This is a genomic window from Streptomyces sp. NPDC058291 (assembly GCF_042880855.1).
Lineage (GTDB): Bacteria > Actinomycetota > Actinomycetes > Streptomycetales > Streptomycetaceae > Streptomyces.
This window is the reverse complement of sequence record NZ_JBHVYK010000123.1, coordinates 1-19,580: the sequence shown is the minus strand read 5'-3', so window position 1 is coordinate 19,580 and position 19,580 is coordinate 1. Positions and strand designations below refer to the sequence as shown.

The window sequence follows — 19,580 nt, the reverse complement described above, 5'->3', positions numbered from 1 at the left end:
GGGTCCTGCTCAAACACGGCACCCGCACGGTCAAGGCGATCGTCAAGGACATCCCCTCCCGGCTCACCCTGGACGACCTGTCCCAGCACCCCGACCCCGGACGCCTCGTCGCCAACGACATCGGCCGGGTGAGACTCCGCACCGCCGACCCGCTCCCCCTCGACGCCTACGCCGACTCCCGCCGCACCGGCTCCTTCATCCTGATCGACGCCGACGACGGCACCACCCTCACCGCCGGGATGGTCGGCGAGTCCTTCGCCCCCGCGCACCCCGCCGACGTCGACCCGGTCCCCGGCCGACGGGACGTCTGACCGAGCTCCGTGGATTCCGCCTGCCGACCGTCTCCCGGCCAGGGCCCGACCGACGTGTCCGACGCGCTCGGCCGGCCCTGACCCCCGGGCCACCGAGAGGACGCCTCCCGTGTCTGCCACCACCACCGTCCCGCGCCGCATCCTCGCGGCCCTGGCCGCACTGCCGCTGCTGGTCCTCGCCGGCTGCGGCTACGGCTCGCGCACCACGGACGAGAGCGCGGCGAAGATCGCCCCGCAAGCGGCGAGGACCGACGGTCTGGACGCCGTGCGGATCGGCTACTTCGGCAACGTCACGCACGCCACCGCGCTGGTCGGCAACCGCAAGGGCTTCTTCCAGAAGGAGCTGGGCGCCACCGAGGCGAAGTACGCGGTGTTCAACGCCGGCCCCTCCGAGATCGAGGCGCTCAACTCGGGCTCCCTCGACATCGGCTGGATCGGCCCCTCTCCCGCGATCAACGGATATGTGAAGTCGGGCGGCACCGCCCTGCGGATCATCGGCGGTTCGGCCTCCGGCGGGGTGAAACTGGTCGTCGACCCGCACAGGATCACGTCTGCGCGGGACGTCGAGGGCAAGAGGATCGCCACCCCGCAGCTCGGCAACACCCAGGACGTGGCCTTCCTCCACTGGGCCGCCGGGCAGGGCTGGACGATCGACCCGATGACCGGCAGGGGCGACGTCACCCTGGTCCGCAGCGACAACAAGGTCACCCCGAACGCCTTCCGGGCCGGCGCGATCGACGGCGCCTGGGTGCCGGAGCCGACCGCCTCGAAACTGGTCGCCGAGGGCGGCAAGGTGCTCCTCGACGAGGCGTCGCTGTGGCCGCACGGGCAGTTCGCCACCACCAACGTCATCGTGTCGCAACGGTTCCTGACGGCGCATCCGAAGGCCGTCGAGGCCGTGCTGAAGGCGTCCGTGGAGACCAACCGGTGGATCAGGACCCATCCCGAGGAGGCGAAGGCCGCCGCCGACGAGCAGATCGCACACGACGCCGGCAAGGCGCTGCCCGCCGAGGTCATGGACCCGGCCTGGCGGTCGCTGAAGGTGACCGACGACCCGCTGGCCGCCACCCTCGCCGCACAGGCGGACCACGCCGTCGAGGCCGGTCTGCTCAAGAAGGCCGACCTCCGGGGCATCTACGACCTCACGCTGCTCAACAAGGTCCTCGCGGCCGAGGGCGAGGCCACCGTCGACGACGCCGGACTCGGCGACCGGCGGTGAGTCCGGATCACGACCCACTGACCAGGAGGCGACGACCATGACCACGACCCTCGCTGAGGCCGCCGAGGCCGCCGAGGCGGTTCAGGCGGCCCGGGCCACCGCGCCCACCGCGCCCACCGCGCCCACCGCGCCCACCGCGCCCACCGCGCCCACCGCGGCCACCGCGCCCACCGCCTGCGCCGCCCGGATCGCGCACGTCTCGAAGTCGTTCCCCGGCCCCGCCGGAGGGCAGCTCGTGCTGGACGACGTCAGCCTCGACATCGCCCCCGGCGAGTTCGTCACCCTGCTGGGCGCCTCGGGCTGCGGCAAGTCCACCCTGCTGAACCTGGTGGCCGGTCTGGACCGACCGAGCGCCGGCGCCATCGACACCGACGGGCGCCCCGCCCTGATGTTCCAGGAGCACGCCCTGTTCCCGTGGCTGACCGCGGGCAAGAACGTCGAACTCGCCCTGCGGCTGCGCGGCGTGCCCGGGGCCGAGCGCCGCGAACGGGCCGAGGAACTGCTGGAACTGGTCCGGCTGAAGGACGCGTACGGCAAACGGGTGCACGAGCTGTCCGGCGGTATGCGCCAGCGCGTGGCGATGGCCCGCGCGCTCGCCCAGGACAGCCGGCTGCTGCTGATGGACGAGCCGTTCGCCGCCCTGGACGCGATCACCCGGGACGTGCTGCACGACGAGCTGACCCGCATCTGGCGCGAGAAGCACCTGTCCGTCCTGTTCGTCACGCACGACGTACGCGAGGCCGTCCGGCTCGCCGAGCGCGTGGTGCTGCTGTCGTCCCGCCCCGGACGCGTCGCCCGCCAGTGGACGGTGGGGATCCCGCAGCCGCGCCGCGCCGAGGACACCGCCGTCGCGGAACTGTCCACCGAGATCACCGAAGAACTGCGTGGGGAGATCCGCCGCCATGGCCGGCGCTGACGCCTTCGCCAGGGACGGCGGCGCCGACCTCGCCGGCCTGGAGGCGGGCCTGGACGCACTGGAGAGCACCCACAAGGTCCGCACGCCGCTGCGCAGGATCCTGACCGGGACGGTCATGCCGCCCGTCATCGCCGTCGCGCTGGTGCTGGCCGTCTGGCAGGCGCTCATCTCCTTCCACATCGTCGACGACCCGGTCAAGCTGCCCGCCCCCGCCGCCGTGTGGCGCGTCCTGCGGGACGCCTGGCTGAAGGGCGAGCTGCTCGGCTACATCTGGACGTCCGTCTCCCGCGGCCTGCTCGGCTTCCTGCTCGCCCTCGCCATCGGCACCCCGCTGGGACTGCTGGTCGCCCGTGCGAGGTTCGTGCGCGCGGCCATCGGCCCGGTCCTGTCCGGGCTGCAGTCACTGCCGTCGGTGGCCTGGGTGCCCCCCGCGGTGATCTGGCTCGGCCTGAACAACCGGATGATGTACGCCGTCGTCCTGCTCGGCGCCGTTCCCTCCATCGCCAACGGCCTGGTCTCCGGCGTCGACCAGGTGCCCCCGCTGTTCCTGCGCGCCGGCCGCACCCTGGGCGCCACCGGGCTGAGAGGCACCTGGCACATCACCCTGCCCGCCGCTCTGCCCGGCTACGTCGCGGGGCTCAAACAGGGCTGGGCGTTCTCCTGGCGGTCGCTGATGGCCGCCGAGATCATCGCCTCCTTCCCCGACCTCGGCGTCGGCCTCGGCCAGTTGCTGGAGAACGGCCGCAACGCCGGCGACTCGGCCATGGTGTTCGAGGCCATCGTGCTCATCCTCGTCGTCGGCATCGCCGTCGACCTGCTGATCTTCAGCCCGCTGGAACGCTGGGTCCTGCGCAGCCGCGGACTGCTGGTCCGGAGCTGAGACCCGCCTCCAGCCGGGCTCGACCGATTGCCCGCCGCTTCTTGAGACGTCTCGCCCAAGGTGGCGGTGAATGGTTGGCCGGCGAAACGGAGACCGACATGCGCGCACGGCGCTCATCCGCCCTCAGGGCCATCGGCAGAAGCCTCGGCGAGGGGGTCATGTGGATGGGGTTCGGATGGTACGGAACGCATCTGCCCCACCCCCACCCCTGGCCCGAGTACGTGTTCCCGCCCGCCGAGCAGCCGTACCTGCCCCCGTTGTCGCAGGAGGAGTTCGCCCGGTGGACCGCGCTGGTCGACGACCTGTGAGCACCCGCCGCAGCCGTCGTCCCGCGCCCGTCGTCCGGACCCGACCGAAGTGAAGGAGACCAGGGTGACCACCACCGGGTCGGCCACTGCCCACGTTCCCGTGCACAAGCGGCGCGTCCTCAAGCTGTTCCGCCCCTACCGCAAAAGCCTGCTGTCGGTGGCGTTCCTGGTCGCCGCCTCGTCGCTGGTCTCCCTCGTCAACCCCTTCCTGATCCGCGAGATCATCGACGTGGCGCTGCCGCAGGGCAGGACCGGACTGCTGTCCCTGCTGGCCCTGGGCATGATCGTCGTCGCGGCCGCGAACAGCTCGTTCAACGTGTGGCAGACCTATCTGTCCGCCAGGGTCGGCCAGCTGGTCATGCACGATCTGCGCACCGCCGTCTACTCCCACCTGCAGCGCATGTCGCTGGCCTTCTTCACCCGCACCCGCACCGGCGAGGTCCAGTCCCGGATCGCCAACGACATCGGCGGGATGCAGGTGACCGTGACGACCACCGCGACGGCGCTGGTGTCGGACGTGACCACGGTCCTCGCCACGGTCACCGCCATGGCCCTGCTCGACTGGCGGCTCACGCTGGCCTCGCTGATCGTCCTGCCGGGCTTCGTCTGGGTCAGCCGCCGCGTCGGCGACGAACTGCGCGTCCTCACCCGGTCGCGGCAGCGCCAGTTCGCCGACCTCTCCTCGAACGTGCAGGAGTCGCTGTCGGTCAGCGGCATCATGCTCGGCCACACCATGGGCCGTTCGCGTTCGCTCAGCGACGCGTTCGCCGCGCAGTCCCGCAAGCTCACCGAGACCGAGGTGCGCGCGAGCACCGCGGGCCTGTGGTACCAGTCCACCATCTGGGTCGTCATGGCGGCCATGCCCGCGGTGATCTACTGGGTGGCGGGGCTGACCGCGAGCGGCGGCCGCATGGCCGTCTCCATCGGCGAACTGGTCGCCTTCGCGACCCTCCAGCAGATCCTGTTCCGGCCGGCGCAGCGCCTGCTGACGATCGGCCTGGACATCCAGAGCTCACTGGAGCTGTTCGGCCGCATCTTCGAGTACCTCGACCTGCCCGTCGACGTCGCCGAGCCGCAGCGGCCGGTGACGCCGGCGAGTCTGCGGGGCGAGGTGCGGCTGCGCGGCGTCGGCTTCCGCTACGCGGGCGCCGAGCGGCCGACGCTGGACGGCATCGACGTGACGGTGCCCGTCGGGCGCAGCCTCGCCGTCGTGGGGGAGACCGGCTCGGGCAAGACGACGCTGAGCTACCTCATCCCGCGTCTGTACGACGCCACGTCCGGCGCCGTCACGATCGACGGCGTCGACGTGCGCGACCTGTCCTTCGACACGCTCGCCACCGCGGTCGGCGTCGTCTCCCAGGAGTCGTACCTCTTCCACGCCTCGGTCGCCGACAACCTGCGGTTCGCCAAACCCGACGCGACGGACGAGGAACTCGTCGCGGCGGCCCGGGTGGCGCACATCCACGACTATCTGATGTCCCTGCCCGACGGCTACGACACGGTGGTCGGCGAGCGCGGATACCGGTTCTCCGGCGGTGAGAAGCAGCGGCTGGCCATCGCCCGCGCCATCCTGCGCGACCCGCCCGTCCTGGTGCTCGACGAGGCCACCAGCGCCCTGGACACCCAGACCGAGCGAGCCGTCCAGAAAGCCATCGACGCGGCGAGCGCGGGCCGCACCACCATCACGGTCGCGCACCGGCTGTCGACGGTCCGCAACGCGGACGAGATCATCGTGCTGGAGCGCGGGCGCATCGCCGAGCGCGGCACGCACGACGAACTGCTCGCCCTCGGCGGCCACTACGCCCGGCTCGTGCGCCGGGACACCGAGATGGCGGCCGTGTAGGCGCGGCCCTCCCCGGCGACCGGAACTCCGAACTCCCCTGAACTGGACGCGACTTCGAGCGGCTCTGCAGCGCCCATTGCCTACCATCCGGCGCATGGAGACTGCGTCTGCCGACATACCGGACTCGCCCGTACTCACGAGGCGCACCCTGCTGCGCGGTGGCGCCGTGGCGGGCCTGGGCGCGATCGTGCCCGCGTCCTCCGTCTTCGCCGTGCTGGACGACCCTGGCGCCGGCGGCGCCGAGCCGTCGGCGGACGGACTGATGCTGACGAAGTTCAAGGACCCGCTGCGCACGCCGCCCGTCCTGCGGCCCGTCGCCCGCGGCGGCCACGACGAGCTGACCGTGCGCATGCGCACCGCCGACGTCCGGGTGCACTCCGAGCTGCCCGCGGTACGGATGTGGACGTACGAGGGAAGCCACCCCGGCCCCACGATCGAGACGGTCCGCGGCCGCCGGCTGCGGGTCGCCTGGGAGAACCACCTGACGGGGACCGTCCCGGTCACCGCCGTCGACTTCGGCCGGCCCGGCGGCCCCGCCCCCGACCCGCTGTCCAACTACCCCGGCACCCAGGGCTGCCAGGAGGTCCCCGGGGTGGCCGGCCTCCAGCCGTGGGCCGCGGTGCACCTGCACGGCATGCTGACCGGCGGCGGCAACGACGGCTGGATGGAGAACCTCGTCGCCCCCGGCGACGTGCAGCTGTCGGCGTACCCGAACGACCAGGCCGCCACGACGCTCTGGTACCACGACCACACCCACCACGTGAGCCGCTTCAGCGTGTACGCCGGACTGGCCGGCCTGTTCGTCTGCCGCGACGAGGAGGAGCGGGCGCTGGGCCTGCCCAAGGGCAGGCACGAGGTGCCGCTGGTCCTCAGCGACCGCAACTTCGCGCTGGACGCCTCGGGCGCGCTCACCGGACGCCTGGTGCACAAGGTGGAGATGGTCGGCACCAAGCTCATGCGCGCCCACGCGGCCCCCTACACGCTGGTCAACGGCGTGATCTGGCCCTACCTCGAGGTGGACCCGCGCTGGTACCGGCTGCGGATCGCCAACACGGCCAACTCCCGCATCTACCGGCTGATGCTGCTGGCCGACGGCCGGCCGGTCCCGGGCGCCTTCCAGGTCATCGGCACCGACCAGGGCCTGATCGACAAGCCGCTGCCGGTCGACGGAGCGCTCAACCTCTCACCCGGCGAGCGTGCCGACGTGCTCGTCGACTTCAGCGCGTTCCGCGGCCGGTCCCTGAAGCTGGTCAACACGATGGAGGGCGTGCCGCCCGGCGCGTCCAGCGCCAAGAACGATCTGCTGGAACCCGACGTGATGCAGTTCCGCGTCGCCGGCCGAGGCTCCGCCGGCCGGTTCACGCCGCCCACGGTGCTCTCGTCCACCTTCGAGCGGCCCACCCACCACGACCTGCCGCACGACCGCGCCCCCCGGTGGGTGGTGCTGGCCGGCCCCGGCACGGCCAACATGCCCGAACTGTGGGAGATGGAGGAGGTCGCGGACGCCGACGCGGCGGGCATCGTCTTCCCCTCCGCCGGCGTCATCCAGGTCAAGGACGCCGAAGGGACCGTCACGACGCTGCGCCGGACGGCCATGCAGTACGACGACGGCGGCGCGTTCACCGTGGAGCACGACAGCGTGGAGATCTGGAAGTACCTCAACCTCGCCGCCTCTCCCCACCCCATGCACATCCACCTGGCCCACTTCCACGTGCTCTCCCGTGAGAACTACGACGTGACCGGGTTCGACCGGACGGTCCGCGGTTCGGCCAGACCGATCGCGTTCCTGAAGGCGGTGGAACCGGACCCGCACGAGCGCGGGCTGAAGGACACCGTCAGGGTGGGCACGGCGGGACAGATCCTTCCCGGCCCGAACGGCACCCCGGGCGAGCTGGTCACCGTGGCGGCCCGCTTCCCCGTCGTCGGCCGGGGGGTCCACCACTGCCACATGCTGGAGCACGAACAGCACATGGTGCGCCCGCTCGTGGTCGCCCCCGCCGCCCACGACCCTGCGGGCGGCCACCACTGACCGCACGACGAGTGCCCGCGGCGGTGGTCGGCGCGGGCACTCGCGGAGGTCGAACGGGGGCCGGGGCCGGACGCCGAGCGGCGTCGTGCGCGGCGAAAGCGTGGGTGGGCCGGCCGGCGGCGCGGTCAGGCGGCCTTACGGACGATCTCCACGGCGCCGGCGTCCAGCAGCGTCCGGACGGACACGTCGCCGTCGGCGACGTCCAGGTCCATGTCGTGCAGCCGGCCGATGACGTTCTGCACGACCTTCTCCGGCTGCGTCTTCTCGGTGCCCTCCCAGACCAGCTCCGGGAAAACGGTCAGATAGACCTTGTCGTTTCCCTGGCTGTAGATGTTCACTTCCATGACGTCACGGAGAGCCATCCGGGCTTCGTAGATCAGGCTGTTCATGTGCCACCGACTTTCGGTATCCGGTTTCTGAGGCTTCCTGGCCACACGTGCCGACCTCATCATGGTCAGCGGCCGAAGAGTGCGCAACGAAGTCCGGAGAATAGCCCGTTCAACTGCGGGGAATCCGCGATTGAACGGGGTTGCTAATTGCCGGTGTTTGACAGAGAAAGGCCGCGCTGCGGACCATCGGTACAGTTCGCGAATGCCGCAGGCCGCATCCCACGAAAAGCATCCGGAGTGCCATGAAAATCCTGTTCATAACCACGGGCAGTCAGGCCACCTACTATGCCGCTGCCCCGCTGGCGACGGCCGCGCGCAACGCGGGCCACCAAGTCGTGCTGGCCGCCCACGAGCCGTGGGTGGAGACCGCGGAGGCCATCGGCCTTCCCACCTTCTGCTTCACCGTCGACCCGATCCGGCACTTCATGCGGATCAGCAACCCCGGCAAGGGGCTGCGGTTCCCCCGGGAGCTGGGCGACGAGGAGATGTTCGGACAGGGCCGCGGCTTCGCGCAGATGGGGCTGGCCGGGGTGAAGTCCCTGCTGGAGCTGGCCAAGGACTGGACCCCGGACGTGGTCGTGGGCAGCTCGCAGAGCTACGCCGCGATGCTGCTCGCCGCCCACCTCAAGGTCCCCTACGTGCGCCACATCGAGTACCTGGGCATCCCGCTCACCGGCATCGACCCGGGCGCCGAGGCGGAGCTGCGGCCCGAGCTGGAGCGGCTGGGCGTGGACGGGCTGCTCAAGCCCGATCTGCTCCTGGACTCCACCCCGCCGTCGCTGCGGCCCTCCCACGACCCGGACGCGCAGCCGATGCGCTGGATCCCCAGCAACCCTCAGCGTCGGCTGGAGCGCTGGATGTACACCCGCCCCGAGGGACGCAAGCGCGTGGTGATCACCTCCGGTTTCCGCAGCCTGATGTTCCGCGACCCGGGCTGGTCCATGCCGCTGCTGGTCAAGGAGCTGAACAAGCTGGGCGCCGAGCCGCTGATCGCGTCGAACCCCGGCGCGGTCGAGCGCTTCGGCGCGGAACTGGGCGACGCGCGCGTCGGCTGGATCCCGATCGACGTCACCGCCGCCACCTGTGACCTGGCGGTCCACCACGGCGGCGCGACCACCGCCACGACGCTCATGGCCAACGGCGTGCCGCAGCTGGTCATCCCGGAGAACCCGCCGGAGTTCCCGCCGAACTACCACCGGGAGGCCATCGCCAAGGCCATCACCGACTTCGGCGCCGGCAAGACGCTGTGGCCGCAGGCGCAGGAGCCCGACAAGGCGCCGGGCGAGGTGATCGCCGCGGCCTGCAAGGAACTGCTGGAGAACCCGAGCTACACGGAGCGGACGCAGTTCATCGCCAAGGAGATCTCGACGCTGCCCACGCCCGCCGAGATCGTGCCCAAGCTGGAGGCGCTGGTCTGACGGCCGGCGCGTCGGCCCCGGCAACGCCGGTCGCCCTGGGACCACGGAGGACCTCTCCGTCGGTCTCAGGGCGACTGTCGTCGTGCGGGCGGGGAAGACAGGGCCGGACCGGGGACGGCCGGGCCGCGGCCCGGTGAGCGGGCTGCGACCCGGCCGGCGGTCGGCGGGCGGTCGGCTCTCAGCGGGCGGCGAGGGCCTCGATCTCGCGCAGCACCTCGTCCGGGGTCGGCAGCGCGGCGCTCTCCGCGGCCACGGCCCGGGTCCGCTCCGCGTAGCGGGGGTCGTCGAGGATCTCGCGGCAGCCCGCGACGATCACCTCGTCCGGGTCCTGTCCCGCCGGCGGCCGGTTGCGGTCCACCAGCAACGCGGCGCCGAAGCCGCTGACGGCCTCCGCGACGGCCTTGCCGTAGCCGTTGTCGGGGACGATCAGCTGGGGCACTCCCGCGTTGATCAGCGTCATGGCCGTGGTGGCGCCGCCGTGATGGACCGCGAGATCGCAGGTGGGGGCGACCACGTCCAGCGGGATCCAGCCGATGCGGACGTCCCCCAGCTGCTCGCCGTACCGCTCGGCCGCCTCGGGGAGCGCCGCGATCAGCACCTCGACCCCCGCCCCGGTCAGCTCGTCCACCAGCCGGCGCAGCGAGGCGCCGGGCGTGTCCAGCAGCAGGTTGCGGGTGCCCGCGGTGATCAGCGCCCGGCGGCGGCCCTCGGGGCGGGTGTACATCCACGGCTCGACCCGGCGCTGGCTCACCCGGGGCACCCAGCGCATCGACCGCGCGGCGGGAGCGCCGGGCGGGCGCAGCGACGGCGGACACAGGTCGATGAAGAGGTCGGGCGCCGGCAGCTCGCCCAGTCCGAGGCGCTCCAGCTGCGGCTGGAGCTCCGCCACCGCCGTGCGGTCCCGGCGCGCCATCGGGGCGATGTGCCAGATGTGGCGCACGTAGGGCACCTTGAGCCGGGCGGCGAGCACCCGCGGGACGTGGGACAGGCCGCCGACGACCAGGTCGGGGCTCCACTGCCGGGTCAGCTCCAGCAGCGCGTCGATGCGGACCGTCGCCGTCATGGCGTCCTGGCCGTAGCGCATGCGCTCGGGGGTGATGCAGACCGCGGGAAGCCCGACGGACTGTGCGGCCGCCATCAGCGGCTCGTCGGCTGCCAACAGGATCTCGTGGCCGGCGTTGCGGGCGGCGGCGGCGAGGGGGGCGACGCCGAAGACGGCCGCCTGGCTGCCACCGACGGTGAACAGTATTTTCATGGCTGTCGCACTTCTTCCGTTGGGGGATCGCAGGGGTCTGCGGGGTGCGGTGCGGGGCTCAGCCGGCCTGGGCCATCTCCATGACGTACCGGCCGTAGGAGGAGTGGGCGAGGCGGCTGCCGAGCCGGTAGCAGGACTCCCGGTCGATGTAGCCCATGCGCCAGGCGATCTCCTCCAGACAGGCGATGCGCACGCCCTGGCGGTGCTCCAGGACCTGGACGTAGTCCCCGGCCTCCATGAGCGCGTCGTGGGTTCCGGTGTCCAGCCAGACGAAGCCGCGGCCGAGCGGGATCAACTGGGCCTCGCCGCGCTCCAGATAGACGCGGTTGAGGTCGGTGATCTCCAGCTCGCCGCGTTCGGAGGGCCGCAGCTGCCGGGCGATGTCCACGACCTGGTTGTCGTAGAGGTACAGCCCCGTGATCGCCATGTTGGTCTGCGGATCGGTGGGCTTCTCCTCCAGGGCGATGAGTCTGCCCTGCTCGTCGAGGGTGCCGACGCCGTAGCGCTCGGGATCGCGCACCGGGTAGCCGAACAGGACACAGCCCTTGATGTCCTGCGCGGCCCGCTGGAGCATGGGCCCGAACTCGTAGCCGTGGAAGATGTTGTCGCCCAGCACCAGGGCGACGGAGTCGTCCCCGATGTGGTCCGCTGAGACCAGGAACGCGTCGGCGAGCCCCCGGGGCTTGTCCTGCTCCGCGTAGGTCAGGGTGATCCCCAGCCAGGAGCCGTCGCCCAGCAGCCGCCGGAACATCTCCGAGTCCTCGGGCGTGGTGATGATCTCGATTTCGGTGATCCCCGCCAGCATGAGAGCCGAAAGCGGGTAGTAAATCATCGGCTTGTCGTAGACCGGGAGCATTTGCTTGGAGACCCCGAGAGTGATCGGATGGAGCCTCGTGCCATTGCCGCCGGCCAGGATGATGCCCTTCACCGTGGCGCCTCCTCAGTAACTTCGTGCCAAATCAGGCAGTGCCCGCACTTTATCGGCGTCGGCCACCCGGCCGAAAGGCTCCCCGGCGCCCTCCCCGTCGAATAGCGTCTTTGTTGACAGGCATGGGGCTGCTTACCCAGGCTGACGGCATACCGGTTCAGGCATGCGCATTTACTGTCGTCGTTTAGGTGGACCTGTGGAAATCGAAGATCTGACGCCCGTTCTCGAATCCGAGCAGAGGGCCGGTATCGGCATCATCGGATGCGCCGACATCGCCGTGCGCCGAGCCCTCCCCGCGATCCGCCGGTCCTCGTTCCGGCTGACGGCGATGGCGAGCCGCTCCCGGGAGAAGGCCGAGGCCGTGGCGGCCGCCGCCGGCTGTACGGCCGTCGAGGGCTACGAGCGGCTCCTGGAACTGCCCGGCATCGACGCGGTCTACATCCCGCTGCCGAACAGCGAGCACGCCAAGTGGGCGCAGCGGGCGCTGGAGGCGGGAAAGCACGTCCTGCTCGAGAAGCCCGCCGTGCCCGACGCGCGGACGGCCCGGGACCTCGTGGCGTTCGCCGAGGAGCGCGATCTGGTCGTCATGGAGAACTTCGCGTTCCTGCGGCACCCCCAGCACGAACAGGCGCGGGCCCTGGTGGCCGACGGGGCGATCGGCCGACTGCGCTCCTACCACGGCGCGTTCGGCATTCCGCCGACCGATCCACGCGGCATCAAGTACCAGGCGGACCTGGGCGGCGGGGCGCTGTGGGAGGTCGGCTGCTACCCGGTGCGCGCGGCTCAGGAATACCTCGGGCCGTCGGCACGGGTCCTGGGGGCCGGCCTGAAGTCGGATCCGGAGCTGGGCGTGGACGTCTCGGGGGCGGCCCTGCTGGGCGACGACGACGGCGTCGTCGCGAACTGCTCCTTCGGCCTGTCCCACGGCTACCGGTCGGCCTACGAGCTGTGGGGGAGCGAGGGGCGGCTGGTCCTGGAGTGGGCGTTCACGCCCTCGGTCGACGCCCGCCCGGTGCTGCGACTGCAGCAGAAGGACCGCGAGACGCAGATCCTCGCCCCCGCCTCTGACCAGTTCCTCGGCGTGTTCACCGCGTTCCACGACGCCGTGCGCGACCCGGCGGCGCGCGCCGGGCACCACCGCGACCTGGTGCGCCAGGCCGGGCTGATGGCCGGCATCCGCGCGCACGCCCTCGCCACGCAACCCCGGTGAGCGACGGCCGGGAAGGCCCGGCGGGCGACGGCCGGGAAGGCCGGGCGGGGGACGACGGGGAAGGCCCGGCGGGCGACGACGGGGAAGGCCCGGCGGGCGCCCCGGGAAACGGAGAACGGCGGTCGGCATCCCCACGCCGACCGCCGTTCTCCGCGCGCTACCGTCCGACCGGCGCAGCCGTGAGCGGGCGCGGCGGGCACTGTTCGTAGGTGGGCAGCAGGCCGGCCGCCGCCGCCTCGGCGAGCGTGGGCGCCGCGGCGTCCTTGTCCGAGCGGATCGGCGGTTCCTTCAGGTCCCACGGCAGGGCGAGGGCCGGGTCGAGCGCGTCGACGTCGATCATCGTCCCCGGCACGTACTCCTGCGAACAGAGGTAGCTCATGCAGGTGTCGTCCGTGAGGGCGAGGAAGGCGTGCCCGACCCCGTCGGGCAGGTACACGGCCGTCCCCGTCTGCGGGCTCTGCAGAGTGACGTCGTACTGCCCGAACGTCGGCGAGCCGACCCGCAGATCGACGGCGATGTCGAGGGCGCTGCCCCGCACGCACGTGACGAACTTGGCCTGGCCGGGCGGGACCTTGGTGCCGTGGATGCCCCGCAGGGTGTTGCGCCGGGACACCGAGTAGTTGACCTGGCGCACCGTGAACTCCCAGCCGCTTCCCGCCAGCAGGGCACTGGCCCGCACGGACTCGAAGAAGTGGCCCCGGCGGTCGCTCAGCGGCTCGGGTTCGACGCGGTAGGCGCCGGGGACCGTCATTTCCGTTATCAGCACCGCATACTCCTCGCCGGCTCAACCGGTGGCGGCCGGGGCGCCGGCCGCCCGGGCGATCCGCTGCCGCATGGAAGCGGTGTCGTTGGTGCGCGGGAACTCCTCGCGCGGGACGTCGACACCGAGGAAGGCGCACAGCGGCTCCCAGCCCTGCTGCACGTCGTAGACGAGGACGTCGTCCGCGCCCAGGACGCGCACCACCTCCTCGTTGTGCCGGTGGTAGACCTCGATGGCGTGGTCCTTGTCGGAGAACCGGCCGCCGAACAGCCCGTCCCACACCATCGCGCTGGTGACGCGGAACAGCCGGGCCTGTGGGCTGCCGGGCTCCGGCGGGTTCGCCGCGCTGCGCAGGGCGAACTGGTACAGCGTGTCGTGGGTGCTGCGGTACCAGCTCTCGGCGTCACGCACCGTGAGGATCACCTTGGCGTCCGGGAACGCCTCGCTGATCTGCCGGTAGTAGACGGCGCAGGGGCCGTCCACCGCGGAGCGGTAGCCGTCGAAGGCGGCCGCCCAGTCGGGGCGCTCGCCGTCGCAGACGATCCTCTCCCACCGCCGCAGCCGCTCTGCGTCGCCGACGATGTCGAACATGTGGAAGGAGGGGCCGAGACCGAGCCGGTCCAGGGCGGCCTTCAGTGAGGTCGTGCCGGTCCTGCCCAGACCGGCGTTGATGAGCTTGAGCACGATGCCGTCTCCTTCCTCAGCGCCAGGCCGCGGCTTCCTGGCGGGTGGCGACGTTCACCCGGTTCCAGAAATTGACCAGGCCGATGTGCATGACCAGGGCGCCGAGCTGCTCGTCGGTGTAGTACTGGGCGGACTTCTCCCAGACCTCGTCCGACGCCATGTCCTGCGGGTCGGTCATCAGCGTGACGGCCTCCGCCATCTCCAGCGCGCAGCGCTCGGCCTCGTCGAAGCAGGACTCGGTCCGCCAGCCGGCCACCCGCGCCAGCCGCTCGTCCGTCTTTCCCGCCTGCTCCGGGTCGTCCGAGAACGTGTAGGCGCGGCCGTTGATCTCGCTGACGCGCAGCCGGACGAGGTCGAGGGTGGTCTTCGGCACGCCCACCTTGCCGATGACCTCGGTCAGGTCGAGCAGGGGCTGCAGGGCGCCGGGAACGACCAGGGAGGGGTTGTCCATCCGTGGGGTCATCGGGTCTTCTCCTGTGCGGTATGCGGGAATGAGTCGGTGTGCTTGCGGCGGCCTCAGACCGGGATGCCCTCGATGACCGAGATCGGCGCGCTGGTGGGAACGGCCCGGGTGAGCTGGAAGCCGGCCTCGGCGAACAGCTCGGTGTACTGCGCGAGCGTGCGTTCCCGGGCGCCGAGCATCAGCATCAGCCAGAGGTCGATGGTGTTGCCGAGGTGCTTCTCGTTGTTCTCCGGGATCACGTACTCGATGACGAGCAGCTTCCCGCCGGGGGCGATCGCCCTGCGCGCGTTGCGCAGCGCGGTGACGGCGTCGGCCTCGGAGAAGTCGTGGATGATGTGCTTGAACACGTAGGCGTCGCCGCCTGCGGGCAGTTCGTCCAGGTAGCCGCCGTGCGCGATGGTGAACCGGTCGGCGACGCCGGCCGCCTCGAACAGCGCCGGGGAGTCGACGGTGGCGACCTTCGAGTCGTACAGCACCCCCTTGACGTCCGGCGCCTGCTTCAGGATGCCCGCCAGGAGGTTGCCGCGGCCGGCGATGACGTCCACGACCGTGCCGAACCCGGAGAAGTCGTAGGCGGCCAGGATCGGGTCGGTCTCCGAGGCCGAGAGCCCGCCGAACGCCTCGAAGAACACCCGGGCGTAGTCGGGGTCGGCGTGGAAGAAGTCCAGCGCGCCCATGCCGCGCAGCTTGGGCAGGTTGGCCTCGCCGCTCTCCACGGTGTCGAACAGGTGGCCCCACTCCTCCCACAGCGTGGGGTGCGACATCAGCAGGGCGAAGCCGCGCATCGAGTCCGGGGCGTCCTCTCGCAGGGCGCCGGACATCGGGGTGTTCGCGTAGCGGCCGTCCGCCCCGGCCGCGAAGACCCCGTGGCCGGCGAGCGCCCGCAGGAGGCGGTGGGTAGCCCCCGGGTCGGACCCGACGCGCGCCGCGATGTCCTCGGCCGACAGCGGGCTGTCGGCCAGCACGTCCGCGACGCCGAGCCGGGCCGCGACCGAAATCGCCTGGGTGATCACCGCGCCCTGCACGAGATGGAGCAGTGCGTATGCGTCTGACTGGTCACGAACCTCGGGCAGCACGGACATGCTTTTCCTTTCGGAGCGCCTTTTTTCGCGGATCCCAGACAATAGGTCGGCGATTCTCGAAACCGCAACTTCCGTATTCCCGCAATGACCTTCGGATGTTCAAGCGGGGAATTTGAGCGGTTGAACAGGGCCCGTCCAGCACCGCTCCAGCAAAATTCCGGCCCCCCTTGCCAAATTGTTCCGGCCCGGCTACGTCGAGGAGGCCCCGTTGCAGCACGACATTCCCACCCCGGTGGATTTCTGGTTCGATCCGACCTGCCCCTGGGCGTGGCTGACCTCCCGCTGGATCCTCGAGGTCGCCCGGCAACGGCCCCTGCGGCTGCGCTGGCACCTGATGAGCCTGACCGTGCTCAACGAGGGGCGCACCGACCTGCCCGAGCGCTGGCACCGGGACCTCGCCGTGCGGCTGGAGCCGGCGCGGGTGTGCGCCGCCGCCGAGCAGGCCCACGGCCCACAGGTGCTGGGCGCGCTGTACACCGAGCTCGGCACCCGCTTCCACCTGGAACGGGCGCCCAAGGAGCACGCCACCTACGCGGCTGCCCTGACCGCCGCGGGCCTCGACCCCGGCCTCGCCGACGCGGCCGGGGTCGACACCTACGACGGCGCGGTGCGCGCCTCGCACCACGACGGCATCGGCCGGGTCGGCGCGGACGTGGGCACCCCCGTCGTCGCGGTCGGGGACGTGGCGTTCTTCGGCCCCGTGGTGACCCCCGCCCCGCGGGGCGAGGCCGCGACGCGGCTGTGGGACGGGGTGCTCGCCGTGGCGGCGACCGACGGGTTCTTCGAGCTCAAGCGCACCCGCACCCGGGACCCCCTCTTCACCTGAGGCGGGATCAGCGGGCCGCCGCGGCCACGGGGGCCGTCCAGTTCTCCGCCAGCCAGCTCTCCAACGTGACCAGGCCGGGCCGGGTGCGGCGCAGTTCCTCCAGGTCGGCGCGGTAACCGTCCCGCTCGAACCAGTCGAACATGTTGGCGAGGTCCGGGCGGGCGTTGCGCAGCGGCTCGATCGGCAGCTGCTGATAGCGGGTCGGGACGCCGCCCGCCGCCTCGAAGGCCGCCGCCATCTGCGGCCCCGTCAGGGCGTCGCCGGCGATCTCGACCACCCGGCCCAGCCAGGCCTGCGGGTCCTCGAAGGCGTCCGCGGCGAACACGCCGATGTCACCGGTCGCGATGAGCTGCACCGGGATCCGCGGATCCAGCCACATGGCCAGCACCAGCCCGTCCCCCACCGGACGCGGGGCGATGTCGAGCAGGATGTCGTGGAACATGACCGGCCGCAGCACCGTCGTCGGCAGGTCGAGGGTCCGCAGGTACTGCTCCACCCGGTGCTTGCTCTCGAAGTGCGGGACCCGGGTGTCGCGGTCCGCGCCGCCCACCGAGCTGTAGACGAAGTGCCGCACCCCGGCCCGCACCGCGGCGTCCGCCACCGCCCGGCCCTGCCGCTCCTCGGCCTCGACGCCACCCGGCCCCCGGAAGGTCTGGACGCTGAAGACCCCGTGGACGCCCCGCATCGCCGCCGTCAGCGACGCCTCGTCGTCCATGTCGCCGCGGACCAGGACCGCGCCCGCCTCCCGCAGCGCGCCCGCCTCGGCCTTGGCCGGGTCGCGGACCAGGGCGTGCACGGCGTGCCCGCGCCGCAGCAGTTCGCGGGCCACCGCCCCGCCCTGCCGACCGGTCCCGCCCAGCACCAGGATCGTTTCGTCAAGCGCCACTGTCTGTCTCCATGTCTCGTGCCCGCCGAAGACTCCTCCGGCGCGGCGATCGGATGCGACGGCCGCGGGGCGGCCGCCGCGCGTCGGGGGTCCCGCGCTACCAGGGGACGGGCCCCTCGTCCGCCAGGCACGCGCCCGACGGGCCGGACTCGTCCAGCAGGGCCAGCCGGACCACGATCTCGGCCCCTTCGGCGGGGGTGCGGTGGCCGCGGTGGTGGTTGATGTCCGTGGCCACCACGCCGGGCAGAGCCGCGTTGACCTTGACCGGCGTCCCCCGCAGCTCCTTGGCGTAGGCGACCGTGACCGCGTTCAGCGCGGTCTTCGACGACTGGTAGGCGATCATGTTCACGCCCGCCAGCGGGGAGCCCGGGTCCGCGTTCAGGGTCAGCGACCCCACGTGGCTGGACAGGTTGACGACCCGGCCGGCCGGGGAGCGGCGCAGCAGCGGCAGCATCGCGTGGGTCACGGTGACCACGCCGAAGACGTTGGTCTCGTAGACCTCCCGCAGGTCGGCCGCGGTCGCCTGGCTCGGGGCGCCGGTGAAGCCGCCCGCGGTGCCGGCGTTGTTCACCAGGATGTCCAGGCGTCCGTGGAGCCGTTCGATCTCGCGGGCGGCCTCGGCCGCCGAGGCAGGGTCGCTCACGTCGAGCCGCAGCGCCGACGCGGCGATGCCGTCGGCGGCCAGCGCGTCGGCGGCCTGCTTGCCGAGCCTCTCGTCGCGCGCGCCGACGACGACGACGATCCCCCGCTCGCCGAGCAGCCGCGCCGCGGCGAATCCGATGCCCTTGTTGGCGCCGGTGACGAGGGCGATCTTCTCGTCTGTCACGTCAGCTTCCTTTCTGCGACGGTAAGGTGCGCATTCGCCCCGGGAAGAAGGGAAAACCGACCCCGAAGACACCCGACGATATTGCTGCGGTGAGGACCGCGCACTCAAGCGTTCAGCGTCGTTCAATTGCGCCGACTCCACGGTCGAACGCCCACTGGGAGATCCCCGCAATTCCCGCATCGTTGCGGCCGGAGATAGCCCTGAGTAGCTTCACCATGGCCAACCATTGCCACAGCGCAGAGGGCCTCAAGAATGAAGACAACTGACGTCATCGTGGTCGGTGCGGGGCCGGTCGGCCTGATGCTGGCCGGAGAACTGCGCCTGGGCGGAGTGGACGTGGCCGTCTACGACAGGCTGCCCGCCCCGACCGAGGAGTCCCGGGCACTCGGCTTCAACCGGCGCACCGCCGAGTCACTGGACCAGCGCGGGCTGCTGCCCCGCCTGGGCGCGTTCCGCTGGGGCCCGATGGGCCACTTCGGCGGAGTCCGCTTCGACCTCGGCCTGCTCGACGAGGACCACAGCGGGGTGCTCGGCCTGTCCCAGGCCACGACGGAACAGGCGCTGGGCGGCTGGCTCGCCGAACTCGGCGTGCCGGTGCGTCGCGGTCACGAGGTGACCGGCCTGCGCGAGACGGCCGACGGCGTCGTGCTGTCCTTCACCGGTCCCGACGGCCCCCACGAGGCGACGGCCCGCTATGTGGCCGGCTGCGACGGCGCGGGCAGCACCGTGCGCGGGCTGGCCGGCATCCCCACCGCCGACTGGGAGCCCACCCGGGGCATGTACACCGCCGAGATCACCGGCGTCACCCCGCGCCCGCGGCCGATCGGCGAGCGGCTTCCCGGCGGCAGGATGGTGGTGTGCACCCCGCTGGGCGAGGGCCGCTGCCGGGTGGTCGTCCACGACCCGGCCCTGCCCGCCCGCCCGGAGCCGGGCGCGCTGACGTTCGCCGAGGTCGCCGACGCGTGGCGGCGACTGACGGGGGAGTCGATCGACGACGCGCGGTGCCTGTGGCTGTGGGCCTCGGGCAACTCCTCCGCGCTGGCGCGGGAGTACCGGCGCGGCCGGGTGCTGCTGGCGGGCGACGCCGCGCACGAGATCCCCCCGCTCGCCGCCTGGGGGCTGAGCGCCGGACTGCAGGACGCGGTGAACCTCGGCTGGAAGCTCGCGGCGACCGTCAGGGGTTCGGCCCCCGAAGGCCTGCTGGACACCTACCACGCCGAACGCCACCCCGTCGGGCGGCAGTTGATCCGCAACGCCCGGGCGGCCGCCAAGCTCTACCTCGGCGACGAGGCCATGGACCCGGTCCGCGAGGTCGTGGGCGAGCTGCTGACCCACAAGGACGCCGCC

The 19,580-nt window shown here is 71.9% G+C and carries 19 protein-coding genes and 1 pseudogene; 11 read left to right on the top strand and 9 right to left on the bottom strand.

The window, feature by feature from the left end; genetic code table 11:
• The 7 genes and pseudogenes from ACFVYK_RS35540 to ACFVYK_RS35510 form a co-directional block, all read left to right on the top strand.
• Window positions 1–311: pseudogene (locus tag ACFVYK_RS35540) on the top strand (hypothetical protein); the annotation flags it as partial.
• A 109-nt stretch (window positions 312–420) separates the two neighbouring features.
• Window positions 421–1,530, top strand: coding sequence for an aliphatic sulfonate ABC transporter substrate-binding protein (locus tag ACFVYK_RS35535; protein WP_389780874.1), 1,110 nt, complete (start codon window positions 421–423; stop codon window positions 1,528–1,530).
• Between the two features lie 37 nt (window positions 1,531–1,567).
• The gene (locus tag ACFVYK_RS35530) at window positions 1,568–2,446 is read left to right on the top strand and encodes an ABC transporter ATP-binding protein (RefSeq protein ID WP_389780873.1); all 879 of its coding nucleotides are present in this window, start codon (window positions 1,568–1,570) and stop codon (window positions 2,444–2,446) included.
• Window positions 2,433–3,326, top strand: coding sequence for an ABC transporter permease (locus ACFVYK_RS35525; protein WP_389780872.1), 894 nt, complete (start codon window positions 2,433–2,435; stop codon window positions 3,324–3,326). The genes ACFVYK_RS35530 and ACFVYK_RS35525 overlap by 14 nt, the downstream gene beginning before the upstream one ends.
• A 164-nt stretch (window positions 3,327–3,490) precedes the next feature.
• Complete coding sequence (locus tag ACFVYK_RS35520) at window positions 3,491–3,634, top strand: hypothetical protein (protein ID WP_389780871.1); 144 nt, start codon at window positions 3,491–3,493, stop codon at window positions 3,632–3,634.
• Between the two features lie 64 nt (window positions 3,635–3,698).
• A complete protein-coding gene (locus ACFVYK_RS35515) occupies window positions 3,699–5,477 on the top strand; it encodes an ABC transporter ATP-binding protein (RefSeq protein WP_389780870.1) in 1,779 nt (592 codons plus the stop codon).
• Between the two features lie 94 nt (window positions 5,478–5,571).
• Window positions 5,572–7,506: a multicopper oxidase family protein gene (locus ACFVYK_RS35510; protein ID WP_389780869.1), complete on the top strand. Its 1,935-nt coding sequence runs from the start codon at window positions 5,572–5,574 to the stop codon at window positions 7,504–7,506.
• 125 nt (window positions 7,507–7,631) lie between these two features.
• Here ACFVYK_RS35510 and ACFVYK_RS35505 read toward each other — a convergent pair whose 3' ends face one another.
• Complete coding sequence (locus tag ACFVYK_RS35505; RefSeq protein WP_389780868.1) at window positions 7,632–7,895, bottom strand: hypothetical protein; 264 nt, start codon at window positions 7,893–7,895, stop codon at window positions 7,632–7,634.
• A gap of 242 nt (window positions 7,896–8,137) precedes the next feature.
• Between ACFVYK_RS35505 and ACFVYK_RS35500 the strand changes: the two genes are divergently transcribed.
• The gene (locus ACFVYK_RS35500; protein ID WP_389780867.1) at window positions 8,138–9,313 is read left to right on the top strand and encodes a glycosyltransferase; all 1,176 of its coding nucleotides are present in this window, start codon (window positions 8,138–8,140) and stop codon (window positions 9,311–9,313) included.
• 178 nt (window positions 9,314–9,491) lie between these two features.
• On the opposite strand, the gene ACFVYK_RS35495 is transcribed toward ACFVYK_RS35500, so the two are convergent.
• The gene (locus ACFVYK_RS35495; protein WP_389780866.1) at window positions 9,492–10,568 is read right to left on the bottom strand and encodes a nucleotide disphospho-sugar-binding domain-containing protein; all 1,077 of its coding nucleotides are present in this window, start codon (window positions 10,566–10,568) and stop codon (window positions 9,492–9,494) included.
• A gap of 58 nt (window positions 10,569–10,626) precedes the next feature.
• Window positions 10,627–11,496, bottom strand: a complete 870-nt coding sequence (gene rfbA, locus ACFVYK_RS35490; RefSeq protein ID WP_389780865.1) for a glucose-1-phosphate thymidylyltransferase RfbA — start codon at window positions 11,494–11,496, stop codon at window positions 10,627–10,629.
• A gap of 196 nt (window positions 11,497–11,692) precedes the next feature.
• On the opposite strand from rfbA, the gene ACFVYK_RS35485 reads away from it, so the two are divergent.
• Window positions 11,693–12,706, top strand: coding sequence for a Gfo/Idh/MocA family protein (locus ACFVYK_RS35485; RefSeq protein WP_389780864.1), 1,014 nt, complete (start codon window positions 11,693–11,695; stop codon window positions 12,704–12,706).
• A 157-nt stretch (window positions 12,707–12,863) separates the two neighbouring features.
• Here the strand turns inward: ACFVYK_RS35485 and ACFVYK_RS35480 are convergent, their stop codons facing one another.
• From ACFVYK_RS35480 to ACFVYK_RS35465, 4 genes are read right to left on the bottom strand one after another with little or no spacing between them, the layout of a single operon-like run.
• On the bottom strand, window positions 12,864–13,472 hold the full coding sequence (locus ACFVYK_RS35480) for a dTDP-4-dehydrorhamnose 3,5-epimerase family protein (protein WP_389780863.1): 609 nt from the start codon (window positions 13,470–13,472) through the stop codon (window positions 12,864–12,866).
• 18 nt (window positions 13,473–13,490) lie between these two features.
• Window positions 13,491–14,150, bottom strand: coding sequence for a sulfotransferase family protein (locus ACFVYK_RS35475; protein ID WP_389780862.1), 660 nt, complete (start codon window positions 14,148–14,150; stop codon window positions 13,491–13,493).
• Between the two features lie 16 nt (window positions 14,151–14,166).
• On the bottom strand, window positions 14,167–14,613 hold the full coding sequence (locus ACFVYK_RS35470) for a carboxymuconolactone decarboxylase family protein (RefSeq protein WP_389780861.1): 447 nt from the start codon (window positions 14,611–14,613) through the stop codon (window positions 14,167–14,169).
• A gap of 53 nt (window positions 14,614–14,666) precedes the next feature.
• Complete coding sequence (locus ACFVYK_RS35465; RefSeq protein WP_389780860.1) at window positions 14,667–15,695, bottom strand: methyltransferase; 1,029 nt, start codon at window positions 15,693–15,695, stop codon at window positions 14,667–14,669.
• A 208-nt stretch (window positions 15,696–15,903) separates the two neighbouring features.
• On the opposite strand from ACFVYK_RS35465, the gene ACFVYK_RS35460 reads away from it, so the two are divergent.
• Window positions 15,904–16,521 (top strand): DsbA family protein, encoded by a 618-nt coding sequence (locus ACFVYK_RS35460; protein WP_389780859.1) that lies wholly within the window; start codon window positions 15,904–15,906, stop codon window positions 16,519–16,521.
• 7 nt (window positions 16,522–16,528) lie between these two features.
• Here ACFVYK_RS35460 and ACFVYK_RS35455 read toward each other — a convergent pair whose 3' ends face one another.
• Together ACFVYK_RS35455 and ACFVYK_RS35450 are read right to left on the bottom strand one after the other, a co-directional pair.
• On the bottom strand, window positions 16,529–17,407 hold the full coding sequence (locus tag ACFVYK_RS35455) for an NmrA/HSCARG family protein (RefSeq protein ID WP_389780858.1): 879 nt from the start codon (window positions 17,405–17,407) through the stop codon (window positions 16,529–16,531).
• A gap of 97 nt (window positions 17,408–17,504) precedes the next feature.
• Window positions 17,505–18,233: an SDR family oxidoreductase gene (locus ACFVYK_RS35450; RefSeq protein ID WP_389780857.1), complete on the bottom strand. Its 729-nt coding sequence runs from the start codon at window positions 18,231–18,233 to the stop codon at window positions 17,505–17,507.
• 252 nt (window positions 18,234–18,485) lie between these two features.
• On the opposite strand from ACFVYK_RS35450, the gene ACFVYK_RS35445 reads away from it, so the two are divergent.
• Window positions 18,486–19,580, top strand: a 1,095-nt coding sequence (locus ACFVYK_RS35445; RefSeq protein ID WP_389780856.1) for an FAD-dependent monooxygenase, incomplete at its 3' end; no start/stop codon positions are given.